The following is a 16907-nucleotide window of genomic DNA, read 5'->3' on the forward strand; positions in this document are numbered from 1 at the left end:
ATCCTTTTCTAACACCTTGTTGCTGGGCTGTCCTAGCCTGATCCATTTCTGTCTATACCGTTAGACTAGATGATCATCCATATCTAAGTCAGCTCCTAGCTGATGGCGGTTACTTTACCGTGTTACAAAAAGACTACAAGAGTGCGACTTCACACTTTTGTACACAAATCGATCACACATTGATAAATCAGACATAAACACAAAACGCATTAATAAAACCAATACAAAAGAAAACGCCCCGACCATTACTGATCGGGGCGTCTCTTCAATCTCGCTCGAACGTACATTCCTTTACTCTGGCTAAGAGCAAGAAACCGACAAATTAGTGTAAACCACCAACGTACTTCGATAAGGTATCAATATCAGCGTCTGTTAACTTTTTAGCTACATCACGCATCATCGCATTCATGTCGTTATTACGGTCACCATCGCGGAATTTTTCAAGTTGAGCCTTGATGTAATCTGCGTGCTGACCTGAAATCTTAGGGAAACCAGAAAGTTCGGTACCATTACCACGAGGGCCATGACAAGCAATACACGCCGTTACGCCGCGTTCTGCGTTACCCGCTGTGTAAAGAACCTTACCTTCATCTACTACATTTTCAGGAGTAGAGTTACTAGAGATAGGTAGAGAGGCGTAGTATGCCGCTAGGTCAGCCATATCTTCTTCAGATAAAGGCATCGCCATTGCACCCATTACAGGTTCGTAACGACCTTGCTTACCACCACTTGTCATACCTAGCTTAAGCTCTTTTAACTGCTTCTCTAGATACTTCTCATGTTGACCAGCCAGCTTAGGGTACTGAGTGATCAGGCTGTTGCCGTCAGCACCGTGGCAGGCAACACATGTTTGTGATTTGGCTTTACCAGCTTCAATACTACCTTGAGCCCATACTGAGCAGCTGGCTAAAAGACTCAAAATTAGCGCTAATTTCTTCATGACATTCCATTATAATTATCAAGCTTCCAGTACCACTCTATGTTGCCACTCATGGTACAATAGGCGACCTTATGCCGAGCACGGTTATTTTACACAAATTCACAAAAAAGTAATCAATCGACTACACAAAGTCGAGATGGAGTTAACAGTGAGCGTAAAAATTCATTATCAAAACACGCATTTCATTACCAGTGCACCTGATATTCGTCATTTACCAGAAGACGAAGGGATCGAAATTGCGTTTGCAGGACGCTCCAATGCTGGTAAATCTAGCGCGCTAAATCGCGTTACAAACCAAAAAAGCTTGGCGAAAACCAGTAAAACACCCGGTCGAACTCAGCTAATCAACCTATTTAAGGTAACGGACGGTTGTCATATCGTCGATTTACCTGGATATGGCTTTGCTCAAGTACCACTTGAGATGAAGAAAAAATGGCAGAAGTCGCTAGGTGAATACCTACAACGACGTGAAAGCCTGAAAGGTTTAGTGGTATTGATGGATATCCGTCACCCAATGAAAGACCTTGACCAACAAATGATCTACTGGGCTATCGATAGCCGCATCCCAGTACAGGTTTTGTTAACAAAAGCAGACAAACTGAAAAGTGGTGCGCGTAAAGCACAGCTACTGAAAATCCGTAACGATGCAAAATCTTTCGGTGGTGATGTTGCGGTTGATGTCTTCTCTTCAATGAAGGGCATCGGCGTTGACCAACTGCGTGCCAAGATGGATGAGTGGTTTGCGCCTGCGCTTCTTGCTGATCAAATCATTGATGAGTTAGCAGACGAAGAGCACAACGACTCAGAGTAGTTCCTCTACTTATCGCTATAGGTTAGAGCACTTACAACACGTGATTTAGCCTTATCAATGCCCCTCCTTATATAGGTGGGGTATTTTTTTGCCCAAAAATGAGTGAGTTAAGCCTAAGTTTTTAGTGTTAAAAATCGGATTTAGCCACTAAAACCAATAGAAGTGAACCATACTAAAAGACACATCTAAATAATCAGAACAATGAGAAAGGAATACTCATGTGGAAAACACCATTGGCCATCATTGCACTTATGTTGGTCTCACTGACAGGGTTTGCCTCTGAAGCAGAACAAGAACAAGCCCCACTGATCAATGTCGATATGACCTTAGACCTCGATGGCATGGAAAAGTACGCCCAAGATGCGAGTGAGTCTCTTGAGGTGATATCGCAATCTTTGCAGGCGATAGTCAACAACCCCAACCTAAGCGACGACCAGCAACAAGCCCTCAATCAAACCGTTGAAAGTATCAATAAGCTTGCGAGCTCCACCAAGACATCACTCAATCAACTGCCACAAGCCTTAGACCAATCTCGACTCGCCTTTAAACAAACCAGTCAAATGCTGTTGGATGACATTCAGACCAAGATCATCATTGCGCTGGCGGCCGTTATCGCCGTCATTATTATCGCTTTGACCGCTATCTATCTGCTTATCCTGAAACCCATGCAGCAAACCTTGGTAAAAGCGACCAACAATATCTCTTCGATGGCACAATCCATCCAGATCACCGCCGAAGCACTGAAATACAGCACCGAGAAACAACAGAAAATCATGGATTACATTGAGCATTCACCGACTCAATACACTGATAAATAAGGCGTGATCCATCAATCCTTTATCGATAACTTGTAAAATAAAAGTTATTTCAAGTGATAAAACAATCGACTTAGAGACGGATTTAAATTACCAAAAGCTGATCGAATTTCAGATCTAAGGCAAATCAGGGGTTTATCACTGTGCTTGAGAAAGTGTAATAAAAGGCACTAAAAATGAGAGGTTTTACGGGGGAATGATAGGTTGGAAATATTTTTCTTTCGCACAAGAAAAAACGCCCCAGTCAAATACTGACTGGGGCGGCTGAATCAGCCTAATCCAATAACGTGAAACAAAAGGTCTGAAAGATAGAACATCTTACCTCTGTACCCTACGAGATTTAATGTACAACAATTGCTCAGAAATGAAAACAACTTTTGTAGTTTTTTTTCATGAATGTTTTATTAAAACACCTAAATTCTTATTACGACTTAACTTTATTTGAGACAAAAAAAAGCCAGTGTTTGTGCACTGGCTCATACTAATTTGCTTATTAAGGTCAAAAACTGATTAGTGGGCTTGATCCCAGTTGTCACCGTGGCCAGCTTCCGCGACAAGCGGCACTTCTAGCTCTGCAGCGGATTCCATCAATTCTTGTACTTTACTTTCAATTTCGGCTAAAGATGACTCTTCCACTTCAAACACCAATTCATCGTGTACCTGCATAAGCAGTTTTACACGACCATCGCCTTCCGCTTGAATCCACTCATCCACCAACAACATCGCTTTCTTAATGATGTCCGCTGCTGTGCCTTGCATTGGCGCATTGATCGCCGCGCGTTCAGCAGCTTTACGACGCATGCCATTACGAGATTGAATCTCAGGAAGGTGCAGTCGACGACCGTAAATGGTTTCCACGAAGCCTTGCTCTGAAGCAGCACTGCGCGTGTCTTCCATATACTGCATTACGCCAGGGTAACGCTCGAAGTAAGTGTCCATGTAGTGCTGTGCTTCGCCACGAGGAATACCCAGTTGCTTAGCCAAGCCAAAGGCACTCATACCGTAGATAAGACCGAAGTTAACGGCTTTAGCACGACGACGTTGTTCTGTGGTCACACTCTCAATATCAACACCAATGATCTCAGCAGCCGTTGCCGCGTGGATATCTTTGCCTTGTTGGAATGCTTCCAGAAGCGCTTTATCACCCGAAAGATGCGCCATGATACGCAATTCAATTTGAGAGTAATCGACCGCTAGAATCTTCCAACCATGTTGTGCAACGAATGCTTGGCGGATACGACGGCCTTCTTCATTACGAATTGGGATGTTCTGCAGGTTTGGATCTGTTGAAGACAATCGACCCGTTGCTGTCACCGCTTGGTGATAAGACGTATGAACACGACCCGTTTCAGCGTTGATCATCTTCGGTAGTTTATCTGTGTAGGTCGACTTTAGTTTCGCAAGGCCACGATACTCAATGATCAGCTTAGGTAGCGGGTAATCAAGAGCCAACTCTTGCAGCACTTCTTCGTTGGTTGAAGGTGCACCTGATGGCGTTTTCTTGATAACAGGCAGACCCATTTTCTCAAACAGGATCGTTTGCAGCTGTTTTGGCGAGTTCATGTTGAACTCTTGCTCTGCAATCTCGTAGGCTTTCTGTTCTAGCTCATCCAATCGAACCGCAATCTCTTGCGATTGAGCGCCTAGCAGCATGTCATCGATGAATACGCCAGTGCGTTCAATGCGAGACATAACAGGGATCAGTGGTACTTCGATTTCTTCATAGATGGCTTTTAGCTTTTCATCTTGCTCAATGTTTTCCATCAAACGGCTATGAAGACGTAAAGTCACGTCAGCATCTTCTGCTGCGTATGGAGACGCTTCACCCAGCTCAATCTGGTTGAAAGTAAGCTGCTTCTTACCTTTACCTGCGATTTGCTCAAATGAGATGCAGCTGTGCTGAAGGAAACGCAGCGCTAGGCTATCCATATCATGCTTGCCGCCAACGCTATTAAAAACATAAGACGCTAGCATGGTGTCGTGCTTGATGCCTTTCATCTCGATACCGTAGCGCGCTAAAACGCTCATATCGTACTTCAGGTTTTGACCGACTTTAGCCTGTGCGTCATCTTCAAGAATCGGCTTAAGCTGTTCAAGTACCCAATCACGGTCGAGTTGTTGAGGTGCATCTAGGTAATCATGGGCAACCGGTACGTAAGCGGCAACGCCTTCTTCGGTTGCGAATGATAGACCAACAAGGTTAGCCACCATGTAGTCCAAGCTGTCTGTTTCAGTATCAAAGGCAAACACCTCTGACGCTTTCAGTTTCTCTAGCCACGCATTAAAAGAGGCTTCATCTAAGATGGTTTCGTAGTTGCTGCGATCAATCGTCACTGCAGAGGTGTTCATTTCTACGGTAGAAGTGGTTGATGCCGTGCTGCTACGTACAGCACCCGACTTTTCATCCGCCTCAACCACACCGCTGCCGCCTTCCAGTAGCTCGTTCAACCAAGATTTGAAGACCAGTTGACCGTATAGCTTAATCAGCTCATCCGTATTTGGTTGTGCTTTTACAAGCGACTCAGGTGTCTCTTCTAACTCGACGTCCAGTTTGATCGTTGCAAGCTGGTAAGACATCTCAGCGTTGTCTTTATTATCAATCAGCTTCTTAGCCATGGTTTTTGAACCACGGAAGCCAAGAGCGGCAATATCATCCAGGTTTTGATACAGCTTTTCGATGCTACCAATGCCTTGTAGTAGAGCAGTTGCTGTTTTGTCACCAACACCTGGAACGCCAGGAATGTTATCCACTTTATCGCCCATCAGTGCAAGGTAGTCGATAATCAGCTCAGGTGGGATGCCAAACTTCTCTATCACGCCTTCGCGATCCATAACCACGTTGGTCATGGTGTTGATCAAAGTAACGTTGTCATCAACCAGCTGCGCCATATCTTTATCGCCAGTACTGATCAAAACCGGCATGCCCGCTTTAGATGCTTGAGAAGCTAGCGTACCAATCACATCATCCGCTTCAACGCCTGGGATCGAGATAAGTGGTAGACCCATTGCGCGAATCACGTTGTGCAAAGGTTCGATCTGACAACGTAGATCATCCGGCATAGGTGGACGATTAGCCTTGTACTCTGGGTACATGTCATCACGGAACGTCTTTCCTTTTGCATCAAAAATAACCGCAATACGATCAGAAGCAAATTGACGCATCATGCTGCGCAGCATGTTAACTACACCGTAAACCGCGTTAGTCGGGATATCACCATTGCTCATGGTGCCAGGGTAAGCATGAAACGCGCGATATAGGTAAGAAGAGCCATCGATCAGAATCAATGGATTATCAGGAATACGAGCCATAATGTTTGTGTATCCAGTAAGTACAGAAATTATCTGTTAAGAATGCCACGTCTGTTGGTTGGATTCCACGTTGTCGATCTGTATCCGTTCACTCGGTTGTGTTCGTTATAATCGATTTGTTGTTATTTTTTGTTCTTAGACGCAAGCGTTCTGTGGATAACTCTGTTTATATTATTTATCCACCCTGTTGAGAACTACGGTGAACAACTCAAAAAACACCAATAAACAACTGAAAATAAAGAATAATTTTACAGATCGAACAGATGATCAACGATCTTTTCTCGATCTTGCATTGTGGAAAAGAATGCTGATGGCGTTTTATTCATAAAAATACGTGCCACTAAATATGCATCTTGTTGAAATGGTAGGTATAAAAAAAAGCGACACCCGAAGATGTCGCCTAGCAAAAACCGGTAAAGCCATTCAAATTGAATACCACAGCTTTACCTAAAAGCTATAAATTACACTGGAAGCAATGTGAGCAATGTCGTGTCAAAAAGAACTTAGTACAAGTTCGCGAGAATTCTGTTGGGTAACCAAGTAGATACTTGAGTACTTAACATCCTTGTGAACATTTCCTCATTCCCTAAGACGAAGTTAATAATAATGATTCTCATTTAATAGTCAACAATTAAATGATAATAAATCTCATTTGATTTATAAACCGTTAACAGCAGTGCTTAAATTTGCTTCAAAAAATGGATTCTATGGTCATTAATGTCTTCTTTTTCTTCAAATCTTTCGATTAGGTAACCGTTTCTCAATAACAGGCGCAACATTGCAGGGAACTGGTTACGAGACTTAACCTTTAACTGTCTGTAGCCCTGCTCTTTCGCCCACTGTTCCTGAACGTCTAATTGCGCCTGTGCAACGCCTTTGTTCCTCGCGAGCGGTGACACGCCACCAAACCAGCTGTAAAAAGTATCTTGATCCAATTCATAGCCGATCTTAAAGCCAAGCAACACGCCAGCTTCTTCAGCCACTAAGATAAGGCTCTTTTTCCCTGCCAGCCGCTCTGACAGAGAAGCGACACTCTCTTTTTTAGCGAACTCAGAGATCTGCTCGACCACAGACACCACTTCTTCTAAAGAACCTTCACGTACGACAACTGACATCTTATTCATCCTTATAAACGAAAGAGCTGGCACAATGGCCAACCCTTTACTGATCACTTAAGTGAGATCTACACGGTTACTTTTCTTTTAAATGCTCAGCAGCTTGTGCGTTATCTTCAGCAAGCCACTCTGCGACATCTTTAGCGAAGTAAGTAAGAATGCCATCAGCGCCAGCACGCTTAAAGCACAACAGTGATTCCATGACGGTTTCGCGCTCTTTCAGCCAGCCGTTTTGAATCGCCGCTTTGTGCATCGCGTATTCACCAGATACTTGGTAAGCAAACGTAGGCGCTTGCAGTTCGTGCTTAACACGACGAACAATATCAAGGTAAGGCATGCCTGGTTTCACCATCACCATGTCCGCACCTTCATTAAGATCCATCGCGACTTCATGAATCGCTTCATCGCTGTTGGCTGGATCCATCTGGTAGTTCTTCTTGTTACCACCTTTCAGGTTCGAAGCACTGCCAACTGCATCACGGAATGGGCCGTAGTAGCACGATGCATATTTTGCAGAGTACGCCATAATCTGAGTATGAATATGGCCCGCTTCTTCTAACGCTTCACGGATCTTACCAATGCGACCATCCATCATATCCGATGGGGCAACTACGTCAGCACCCGCTTCAGCGTGTGATAATGCTTGCTTGATCAAGACTTCAGTCGTCTCGTCATTCATCACGTAACCATCTTCATCGATGATGCCGTCTTGGCCGTGAGTGGTGAACGGGTCTAGTGCTACGTCAGTAATAACGCCAATGTTTGGCACATGCTCTTTTAGTAAACGTACAGCGCGCTGCACCAAACCTTCTGAGTTATGAGCTTCAGCTGCGCATAAACTTTTAGCATCTTGGTTCACGACTGGAAATAGAGCAATCGCAGGAACACCCAGCTTTGACAGGTAATCTGCTTCCTCAAGCATGTAGTCGATCGACAAGCGTTCAACACCTGGCATTGACTCGACAGGCTCGCGGCGGTCTTTACCCATCAGGATAAACATTGGGTAGATTAGATCATCCACAGACAATTGATTTTCTGCCATTAGGCGACGGCTAAAGTCGTGCTTACGCATACGGCGCATACGGCGACCTGGGAATTGACCTTGAATTGAAACAGACACTAGATTCTCCTTGCCTAGTCTAAGCACCGAAATACTTAGATATGAAAAGTGCTAAATACAGGCAAAAGCATATCACTGATGGCTCAGGACGCTAGCAGTAAAATATGAAACCCACTCAAAAATAGGGATAAGTGGCAAAAAATGACCTTCTCCTCACACTGCCGTATACTCATGACAACTCAGTAAAGACCGCTTTCAGGACAAAACAATGATCGACACCCATGCTCATATTTACGCTAGTGAATTCGATGAAGACCGCGAACAAGTTGTGCAGCGCGCACTGGCTCAAGGGATTGATACCATTCTATTGCCGAACATCGATTTAGAATCTATCGAACCAATGTTAGCAACGGAAGCGCAGTTTCCTGATGTGTGCCGTTCAATGATGGGCTTACACCCTTGTCATGTGGATGCGAATATCGAGCAAACCCTCAAAACCATTCGAGCTTGGTTTGATAAGCATGACTTTATCGCCGTGGGTGAGATTGGTATCGACTTGTACTGGGATAAAACCTTCAAGGCTGAACAAGAGATGGCGTTTGTGACTCAACTGCAGTGGGCAAAAGAGCTTGATCTACCTGTGGTGATCCACACTCGTGATTCCATTGAAGAGACACTTGCCCTACTTCGTAAAGAACAAGATGGCAGCTTACGCGGGGTATTCCACTGCTTTGGTAGCAGCTTAGAGGAAGCTCAAGCGATCAACGAGCTAGGCTTTCATTTAGGTTTAGGCGGCGTTTCGACCTTTAAGAACTCTGGGATGGACAAGGTGATCCCACATCTCGATATGGATTACGTCATTCTAGAGACAGATTGCCCATACTTGGCACCAACACCGAATCGCGGTAAACGCAATGAACCAGCCTACACAGAATTAGTAGCAAAACGCATCGCCGAATTACGCGGAATTACCCTTGAAGAAGTCGAAAACATAACCACCAAAAATGCTAAGGCATTGTTTAATTTATGACAAATCTATTAATAAGTAATTATTACGGATTTTTCCTGAATTTATTTGAGAAAGCTAAGTGACATGTATAGTATCAACCACCTGCATATTGAGGTAGTTGATTATGTGTGACCATTCACAACACTTACAACGTCAACATCGAACCCTATGGCATAAAATTTTGGGCATCAAAGAGCTCTATATATGTCAGAACTGTGGCTATCAGTTAAAAATTCGATAAACAGACATAATAAAAAAGCGGCCCTAGGCCGCTTTTTTATTATGTGATTTTTACTGAAGCATTCCGAATCAAGATTCAGCTTCTTCCTCTTCATCCGCATCTGGCTTACGCGTATAAAAGCGTGCGAAAAACAGACCAATCTCAAACAGAATACACATTGGAATCGCCAACAGTGTTTGCGAGATCATATCTGGTGGTGTCAGCATCATACCGATGATGAAAGCACCCACCACAATGTAAGGACGCTTTTCAGACAGAGATTGAGGCGTTGTTGCCCCCGTCCAACACAACAAGATAATCGCAACAGGCACTTCAAAGGCAATACCAAAAGCAAAGAACAGCGCGAGTACAAAATCAAGATAGCTCGAGATGTCGGTTGCGAACTCTACTCCCCCTAATGATATGGCCGTAAAAAAGCCAAATACCAACGGGAATACAATAAAGTAAGCGAACGCCACACCACAGTAAAACAGCAATGAACTTGAAGCCAATAGCGGCATGATCAAGCGTTTTTCATGCTTGTATAAACCCGGAGCAACAAAAGCCCACACCTGATACAAAATAAACGGAACCGCGAGGAATATAGACGCGATCAAGGTTAATTTCAGCGGTGTGAAAAATGGCGATGCAACATCGGTTGCGATCATCGTCGCCCCTTCCGGTAGACGATCTACCAAAGGTGCTGATACGAATTCATAAATATCATTAGCAAAATAAATTAGCCCGACAAATATCACTAGCACCGCGACAATCGCACGTAGTAGGCGATTACGTAGTTCTAGAAGGTGGCTAATTAAAGGCTGTGTCTGCTCAGTCGAAGACATGTCAAACCTCTTAAACAGGAAGATCGAAAAGGAGCCGCGCGTGTATCTATCCAGTTAAATTGGTATCCACTTGAATAGTTATTTACTTGAATAGATATCTATTTAAACATCTAGCGAATCAAGTATCCGGCGACTCCTCCTTGCGAGACTATTCGGCTTTCTTATCTGACGGTGCTGAAGCTTCGCTGTTGACCTGAATGGTTTCAGATTCCACAGTTTCCATGACACTAGGTTTAGTCTCACTTGGCTTATCAGACTCAGGCTTAGCATACGGACGTTGAACCTCAGCAGCGGCCTGCTTGAGTTCATCGACTGACGCTTTAAGGTCTGGAGATAAATCTTCCATACCCATTTTTTCCGCCTTGCGTAGGTTTTCTTGCAGCTCTTGCACCTTAAGCTCATGAGAAAGTTCATCTTTCACACTGTTTGCCATGCTTTTCGCTTGTCCAACAAACTTGGAAATACTGCGAATCGCCACGGGCAAACGCTCAGGCCCTAAAACCACTAACCCAACGACAGATATTAATACCAGTTCCCAAAAACCGATATCAAACACGATTTACGCCTGCTCTTTGTCTTTCTTTGTTTCAGCAGTTGTTTCAGCGTGAGCTTCTGTCTTCTGCTGTTCAATATTCTTTGGTTCGAAGTCTGCATCTTTCTTATCTGCAGGCTTGTCTTCATCGCTCATCGCTTTTTTGAAGCCTTTAACCGCTGAACCTAAGTCACCACCCATACCGCGCAGTTTCTTTGTTCCGAATAGCAAAATTACAATTACAGCAATGATTAGAAGTTGCCAAATACTGATACCACCCATTGTCATTGTCCTCGGGTCTGTCTACACATAAAAATATTAAGAGAGTCTACTGTCTAACGACGGTAAGCTCGCCAACTAAGCAACCAAAATGTGACACCTGCGATGCCACAGCCCATAGATAGCTGCTCATAAGGGCTTGAAACTAATATTGCGGAGCATACGACTAAAGTGGCTCCAACGCCAAACAAAAACTTTCCAGTTGCTTGCTGACGCTTACTATCTCGGTAACCTTGATAAAGCTGATCCATTCTGTGGTTCATCGCTTTACCTTGGCGCAAGCTGTCATAAAGTAGCTCTGGCAGCTCTGGCAGTTTTTCTGCCCAGAATGGCGCACGCTCTTTTACTGCGTTGATCACAGCTTGCGGCCCCACCTGATTCATCATCCAGGTTTCAAGGAAAGGCTTCGCCGTTGCCCACAAATCAAGTTGCGGATACAGCTGACGGCCTAGGCCTTCGACATACAACAAGGTCTTTTGCAGAAGCACCAACTGAGGTTGAACCTCCATGTTGAAACGTCTTGCTGTATTAAATAAGTTTAGCAACACATGGCCAAATGAGATCTCGCCAAGTGGTTTTGCAAAGATTGGCTCACACACCATACGGATCGCGAACTCAAAATCATTGACGTTAGTGTCGTGTGGCACCCACCCCGAATCAACGTGTAGCTCAGCAACTTTACGGTAATCTCGATTGAAGAAAGCCAACAAGTTCTCTGCTAAATAGCGCTTATCTTCGCTATTGAGCGTACCAACAATGCCACAATCCAAACCAATCCACTGAGGGTTATCTGGATTCTCTGGGTTAACAAATACGTTGCCCGGGTGCATGTCTGCATGGAAAAAGCTATCTCGGAATACTTGGGTGAAGAATACCGTCACACCGCGTTCCGCGAGCAATTTCATGTTGGTGCCGTTGGCTTCTAGCGTCTCAATATCGGAGACTTGAATACCATAGATTCGCTCTGACACCATCAGGGTTTCGCTGCTTAGATCAGGGATAACCTCTGGAACATACAGCTCTTCACTGCCTTCAAAATTACGTCGCAGTTGAATGGCATTGGCCGCCTCACGGCGCAGGTCGAGTTCATCAAGTAACGTTTTCTCGTACTCGTGAACCACTTCAACCGGTTTCAAACGACGTGCTTCAGGAAGCGACTTAGCGACTATACGCGCCATTCGGTGCATCAGTTTTAGATCTGCGTCAATCACCGGGCGAATATCAGGTCGAATGACCTTCAGAACAATCTCGCGACCGCTCTCTTTAAGCTTTGCGGTATGCACCTGAGCAATAGAAGCAGAAGCCAGTGGCTCGATATCAAAGTCGGTAAACCAGTTGTCTAAACTGCCACCCAACGCCTTTTCCATATCTTGCTTCGCCAATTGACCATCAAACGGCGCAACTTGGTCTTGCAACAACGCCAACTGATCGGCGATATGAGGAGGGAACAGATCACGACGTGTCGACATCATCTGTCCAAACTTGATCCACACTGGACCAAGTTCTTGCAGCGCAAGGCGCAAGCGATGACCCAACTCTTTATCTTGATGCTTGTTCTTGAGCCAAAACAGTGACTTTCGCGCCAACAAAGGGGCTTTAGTCAGTTGGTGTTCCGGCATCAACTCATCAAGGCCGTATTCCAACTGTACCTTGATAATATGATAAAGACGTTTCAGTTCTGCTGGGGTCATGCTTTCTCCAACAGAGCGTTCAACTTAGCTTCAAGACGAGCAGCAGAGCTTTTTACGTCATCAACTTGGTCGCAAAAATGCGCGACTTCTAACGGTGCAGGTGCGATCTTCCACTCTTCAGTCAGAACTTGAGCAACATGGTTTTGATGCTTAGTCGCCTGTTTTGCCACAAAGCCACCGACGTTTTTAACGCCTTGCACCAAGGTATGCGCAACCACATCACCCGTTACGCGCGATAACCACTCTTCCAAATCAGGCTTGCAGTCTGTCATCAGCTGAGCAAATTTCTGTGCCAGTTGAATATCACCCTCTAAGATCAGCTTATCTTGCTTGATCAGCTTGGTGATGTTCGATTGCTCACGCAGTTCCGGTAACACCGATAAATTCAAAGATAGGTAGCAATCAGGCTGCCCTTCGTATTCCGACAACACATCGATTTGTTGGCTGAAAACGAAAGTGAGCGTTTTATTCAACTCTTTCAAATTAACTTGAATGATCTGCCCCTTTAAACGAGACAAACGACGAACCAAGGCTGGATCATCGTTCACGAAAGTATTTAAAGAGGTTTCAATAACCGCGGTTACCAATGGATCAAATGGCATGACTGTCCTTACCTTTGAAAACGGATAAGCCTTAACCTATCCGTTCTGTCTTTATTCTTATTGTTTAGCACGCCCTAAGAGCCTGCTACCAAGTTCGACTAGAACTTGTAACCGCGGTGCAGCGCAACAATGCCGCCCGTTAGGTTGAAGTATTTTGTATTTTCAAAGCCCGCTTCTTGCATCATGCCTTCCAAAGTCTCTTGATTTGGGTGCATACGAATAGATTCTGCAAGGTAACGGTAGCTGTCTGCATCGTTAGCAATCAACTCACCCATTTTTGGCAACAGGTGGAAAGAGTATGCGTCGTAAACCTTTGATAGTGGCTCAAGCACTGGCTTAGAAAACTCAAGAACCAACAGACGGCCACCCGGCTTAAGTACGCGGTACATAGAACGCAGCGCTTGGTCTTTATCGGTTACGTTACGCAGACAGAAGCTGATGGTAATGCAATCGAAGTAGTTATCTGGGAATGGCAACTCTTCAGCGTTCGCTTGTACGTAGTGTACGTTGCCAACAATGCCGCTATCACGCAGCTTATCACGGCCAACATTCAGCATTGAGTTGTTGATATCAGCAAGAACCACGTGGCCTTTTTCACCAACGATACGCGAGAATTTCGCAGTAAGGTCGCCAGTACCACCACCAAGATCTAGGATACGCTGACCAGGGCGAACGCCACTGCAATCAATCGTGAATCGCTTCCACAAGCGGTGAACACCACCCGACATTAAGTCATTCATGATGTCGTATTTAGCGGCTACAGAGTGAAATACCTCTGCTACTTTCGCGACTTTTTCGTCTTTCGCGACTGTTTCGAAACCAAAGTGTGTGGTTTCTGACTCTACTGCTGAATTTGTCTGCACGCTTGTGTCCATAATGCTGTTATCTACCATGGTAAGTTCTCATCGACAGCACGCTCCGTGTTTAGAGGCGCTGCGGCCGATTAGTTTACTTTATCCTCAGCGGGTTGTCTTTCTACTAAGGAGGCATTTTCTGAAAAAGCCTCATTTTGCGCCATTTCGGCCAAACCAATCGAGATCGGTTTCTTCACTTCAACACCCAATTGCTTGAAGCTTTCGGCCTGACGAATCACGTTGCCTCGCCCTGTGACTAGCTTATTCATCGCCCCTTGATAACTTTGGTTTGCTCTATCAAGTGAGCTGCCAAGGCCTTCCATATCATCAACAAACAGGCGCAGCTTGTCGTAAAGCTTGCTCGCACGTTCTGCGATAACCTGTGCGTTCTGGTTCTGTCTGTCGTTACGCCACAGGTTATCAATGGTACGCAGTGCCACCAGCAAAGTGGTTGGGCTGACCAAGATGATATTTTGCTCCATCGCGTCTTTCACCAAGCTAGGATCCGCCTGAATCGCCACTTGGAATGCTGGTTCAACCGGGATAAACATCAACACGTAATCCAGACTCTGTATGCCTTTGAGCTGATGATAATCTTTCTGGCTCAAGCCTTTGATGTGCGCTCGCAGTGACACCAAGTGATCGCGCAATGCAGCATCGCGTTGCTGATCGGTTTCGGCATTGAAGTAGCGTTCAAATGCCACCAACGCCATTTTGGAATCGACCACCACTTGCTTATCTTGTGGCAGATGCACAATCACATCCGGTTGATAACGCTTGCCCGCATCGTTTTGTAGGTTCACTTGCGTTTGGTATTCGTGCCCTTCGCGCAGTCCTGATTCAGCAAGCACCCGTGCCAGTACCACCTCGCCCCAGTTACCTTGTTGTTTGTTGTCACCCTTTAGCGCTTGAGTCAGGTTCACCGCTTCACGCGTCATACTCTCATTAAGACGCTGCAGGTTTTTAAGCTCATGCACCAAAGTATGACGCTCTTTGGCTTCCTGGCTGAAGCTATCGTTAACCTGCTTCTTAAAGCCTTCCAACTGCTCTCTTAGTGGAGACAACAAACCTTCTAAGCTCTGCTTATTCTGCTGATCGACCTTAGCGGTTTTGGTTTCAAACAGTTGGTTCGCTAACAATTCAAACTGCTGCTTAAGTCGTGATTCAGCTTGCTCTAGCAACTGCAGCTTTTCGCTATTGGCGAGGTTTTCTTGGTCATGCCTTGCTTCTTGCTCGCGCAGCTCGGCTTCTAATTCAGACTTATGATCTTTAAGCACATTGATCTCATCAGCGTACTGCTGGCGCTCTTGCTTTACCGCCTCAAAGTAGCGCAGTTTTTCCATTGCAGCCATCACCTTACCGTGCGCCTGCTTGAGCTCGAATGCCGCTTTGTCTCGGTCATCATCTAACTCATCGAGCTCTTGTTGCGCCTCTGCGAGTGATGCTTTGAGCTGAGCTTGCTGAGATTCATGCAACAAACGATCGGACTCTAGCTGCTGCTCGAGCAATCGCTGCTGAAAAGAGAGCTTCTGTTTAATCCACCAACCCACGACACCGCCGCTGACGAGCGCGCCAGAAATTGCAGCAATAAGCGTTGCCTGATGTTCGATAATCCATTGCATGATAATGATTTAGCCTAATTGGAAATAACTCATTAAATGGTATTTTGATACTGGATAAATGTCCAGTTTGCCGTATTAAAATTCGACAGATAGACTAGGCGCTCCGTATTCTGTCCCATCAAATTAGAATGAGTTGCCATGAACGAACGTCGTGCCTTGGGCTTTGGCCTTTCCGCAGTACTGCTGTGGTCAACGGTCGCTACTGCTTTTAAGCTGACCCTTGCTGAGTTTTCACCGATTCAAATGCTGACCATTGCCAGTATTGTGTCGTCGATTGCGCTGATCGCAGTCTGCGCCTTTCAAGGTAAGCTCTCTCAGCTGAGTACAACGTTCCTTTCAAACCCTTGGTATTACCTGCTGCTCGGCTTGGTTAACCCATTGGCTTATTACCTGATTCTATTCAAAGCCTACGACCTGCTGCCCGCTTCTCAAGCTCAAGCCATCAACTACAGCTGGGCTATCACGCTAACCTTAATGGCGGCGGTTTTTCTGGGGCAAAAGATTCGTAAGCAAGATTGGATTGCGTGTACCTTCAGCTATGCGGGTGTGGTAGTTATTGCCACCAAAGGCGATGTGTTAGGCATGCAGTTCGATAGCCCACTCGGTGTGGCACTGGCGCTGCTTTCTACTCTGCTTTGGGCAGGATATTGGATTCTCAACACCAAAAACAAGGCTGACCCAGTGGTTGGCGTACTGCTTGGTTTCTTAGTGGCATTACCTTTCGCGATCGGTTTAACCCTTTTTGAAGGCGAGAGCTTTAGCCAAATCACAGCGAAAGGTTGGATGGCCGTAACTTATGTTGGCCTGTTCGAGATGGGCATTACCTTTGTCTTGTGGCTCTCGGCATTAAAACTGACCAACAACACGGCACGTATCAGCAACCTAATTTTTGCCTCGCCGTTTATCTCGTTGATGCTACTTTCCACTATTATCGGCGAAGAGATTCACCCAGCGACCCTGTTTGGCTTGGTACTGATCATTGCTGGCTTAGTGATTCAACAGATCAAGTTTTCAAAAAACAAACCGGCGTAAATAAGAGCTAAAAGATTCAATTGAGCACGAAAAGCTATCGATAAAGTCGAATCTAGAGCTAGAGCACAATGTTAGATACAAAAATGGCGAGTCGTATGACTCGCCATTTTTATATAATTTAAAATCTAGTGAGTAAACTAAAAGCTTAAACCCACTGGCCTGCTGCAAAGC

15 protein-coding genes are annotated in these 16907 nt (G+C 45.2%); 4 read left to right on the top strand and 11 right to left on the bottom strand.

The features are described from left to right. Positions 1 to 322: 322 nt before the first annotated feature. On the bottom strand, positions 323 to 940 hold the full coding sequence (locus AB4517_RS13900; RefSeq protein WP_012602993.1) for a cytochrome c: 618 nt from the start codon (positions 938 to 940) through the stop codon (positions 323 to 325). A gap of 148 nt (positions 941 to 1088) precedes the next feature. Between AB4517_RS13900 and yihA the strand changes: the two genes are divergently transcribed. Beyond that, complete coding sequence (yihA, locus tag AB4517_RS13905; RefSeq protein ID WP_372051193.1) at positions 1089 to 1751, top strand: ribosome biogenesis GTP-binding protein YihA/YsxC; 663 nt, start codon at positions 1089 to 1091, stop codon at positions 1749 to 1751. 218 nt (positions 1752 to 1969) lie between these two features. Next, positions 1970 to 2569 carry a GTP-binding protein gene (locus AB4517_RS13910; RefSeq protein ID WP_017060161.1) on the top strand — a complete coding sequence of 200 codons (600 nt, stop codon included), beginning with the start codon at positions 1970 to 1972 and terminating at the stop codon, positions 2567 to 2569. Positions 2570 to 3076: 507 nt separating this feature from the next. Here the strand turns inward: AB4517_RS13910 and polA are convergent. The 3 genes from polA to hemB form a co-directional block, all read right to left on the bottom strand. Next, a complete protein-coding gene (gene polA / locus AB4517_RS13915) occupies positions 3077 to 5875 on the bottom strand; it encodes a DNA polymerase I (protein ID WP_372148499.1) in 2799 nt (932 codons plus the stop codon). A gap of 680 nt (positions 5876 to 6555) precedes the next feature. Next, a complete protein-coding gene (locus AB4517_RS13920) occupies positions 6556 to 6990 on the bottom strand; it encodes a GNAT family N-acetyltransferase (RefSeq protein ID WP_017063054.1) in 435 nt (144 codons plus the stop codon). 76 nt (positions 6991 to 7066) lie between these two features. After that, positions 7067 to 8110 carry a porphobilinogen synthase gene (hemB, locus tag AB4517_RS13925; protein WP_017060158.1) on the bottom strand — a complete coding sequence of 348 codons (1044 nt, stop codon included), beginning with the start codon at positions 8108 to 8110 and terminating at the stop codon, positions 7067 to 7069. A gap of 208 nt (positions 8111 to 8318) precedes the next feature. Between hemB and AB4517_RS13930 the strand changes: the two genes are divergently transcribed. Beyond that, positions 8319 to 9080, top strand: coding sequence for a TatD family hydrolase (locus AB4517_RS13930; RefSeq protein WP_372148500.1), 762 nt, complete (start codon positions 8319 to 8321; stop codon positions 9078 to 9080). A gap of 288 nt (positions 9081 to 9368) precedes the next feature. On the opposite strand, the gene tatC is transcribed toward AB4517_RS13930, so the two are convergent. The 7 genes from tatC to rmuC form a co-directional block, all read right to left on the bottom strand. After that, positions 9369 to 10124, bottom strand: coding sequence for a twin-arginine translocase subunit TatC (gene tatC, locus AB4517_RS13935; protein WP_017060156.1), 756 nt, complete (start codon positions 10122 to 10124; stop codon positions 9369 to 9371). Positions 10125 to 10272: 148 nt separating this feature from the next. Then, positions 10273 to 10680: a Sec-independent protein translocase protein TatB gene (gene tatB, locus AB4517_RS13940; RefSeq protein ID WP_017060155.1), complete on the bottom strand. Its 408-nt coding sequence runs from the start codon at positions 10678 to 10680 to the stop codon at positions 10273 to 10275. A 3-nt stretch (positions 10681 to 10683) separates the two neighbouring features. Continuing rightward, on the bottom strand, positions 10684 to 10938 hold the full coding sequence (gene tatA, locus AB4517_RS13945) for a Sec-independent protein translocase subunit TatA (RefSeq protein WP_017060154.1): 255 nt from the start codon (positions 10936 to 10938) through the stop codon (positions 10684 to 10686). A 53-nt stretch (positions 10939 to 10991) separates the two neighbouring features. Continuing rightward, the gene (gene ubiB, locus AB4517_RS13950) at positions 10992 to 12626 is read right to left on the bottom strand and encodes a ubiquinone biosynthesis regulatory protein kinase UbiB (protein WP_017065813.1); all 1635 of its coding nucleotides are present in this window, start codon (positions 12624 to 12626) and stop codon (positions 10992 to 10994) included. Next, positions 12623 to 13228, bottom strand: a complete 606-nt coding sequence (locus AB4517_RS13955; protein WP_017063051.1) for an SCP2 domain-containing protein — start codon at positions 13226 to 13228, stop codon at positions 12623 to 12625. Before AB4517_RS13955 ends, ubiB begins: the two co-directional genes overlap by 4 nt. Before the next feature lie 98 nt (positions 13229 to 13326). Beyond that, entirely contained in the window at positions 13327 to 14106 is a 780-nt protein-coding gene (ubiE, locus tag AB4517_RS13960) for a bifunctional demethylmenaquinone methyltransferase/2-methoxy-6-polyprenyl-1,4-benzoquinol methylase UbiE (protein ID WP_026012235.1), read from the bottom strand. A 65-nt stretch (positions 14107 to 14171) separates the two neighbouring features. Then, positions 14172 to 15704: a DNA recombination protein RmuC gene (rmuC, locus tag AB4517_RS13965; protein WP_017063049.1), complete on the bottom strand. Its 1533-nt coding sequence runs from the start codon at positions 15702 to 15704 to the stop codon at positions 14172 to 14174. A gap of 138 nt (positions 15705 to 15842) precedes the next feature. Between rmuC and AB4517_RS13970 the strand changes: the two genes are divergently transcribed. Continuing rightward, on the top strand, positions 15843 to 16736 hold the full coding sequence (locus AB4517_RS13970) for a DMT family transporter (RefSeq protein WP_017070098.1): 894 nt from the start codon (positions 15843 to 15845) through the stop codon (positions 16734 to 16736). Positions 16737 to 16907 lie beyond the last annotated feature (171 nt).

This window comes from Vibrio sp. 10N.222.52.C3, assembly GCF_041474195.1.
In the GTDB taxonomy this organism is placed as follows: Bacteria; Pseudomonadota; Gammaproteobacteria; order Enterobacterales; family Vibrionaceae; genus Vibrio; species Vibrio crassostreae_C.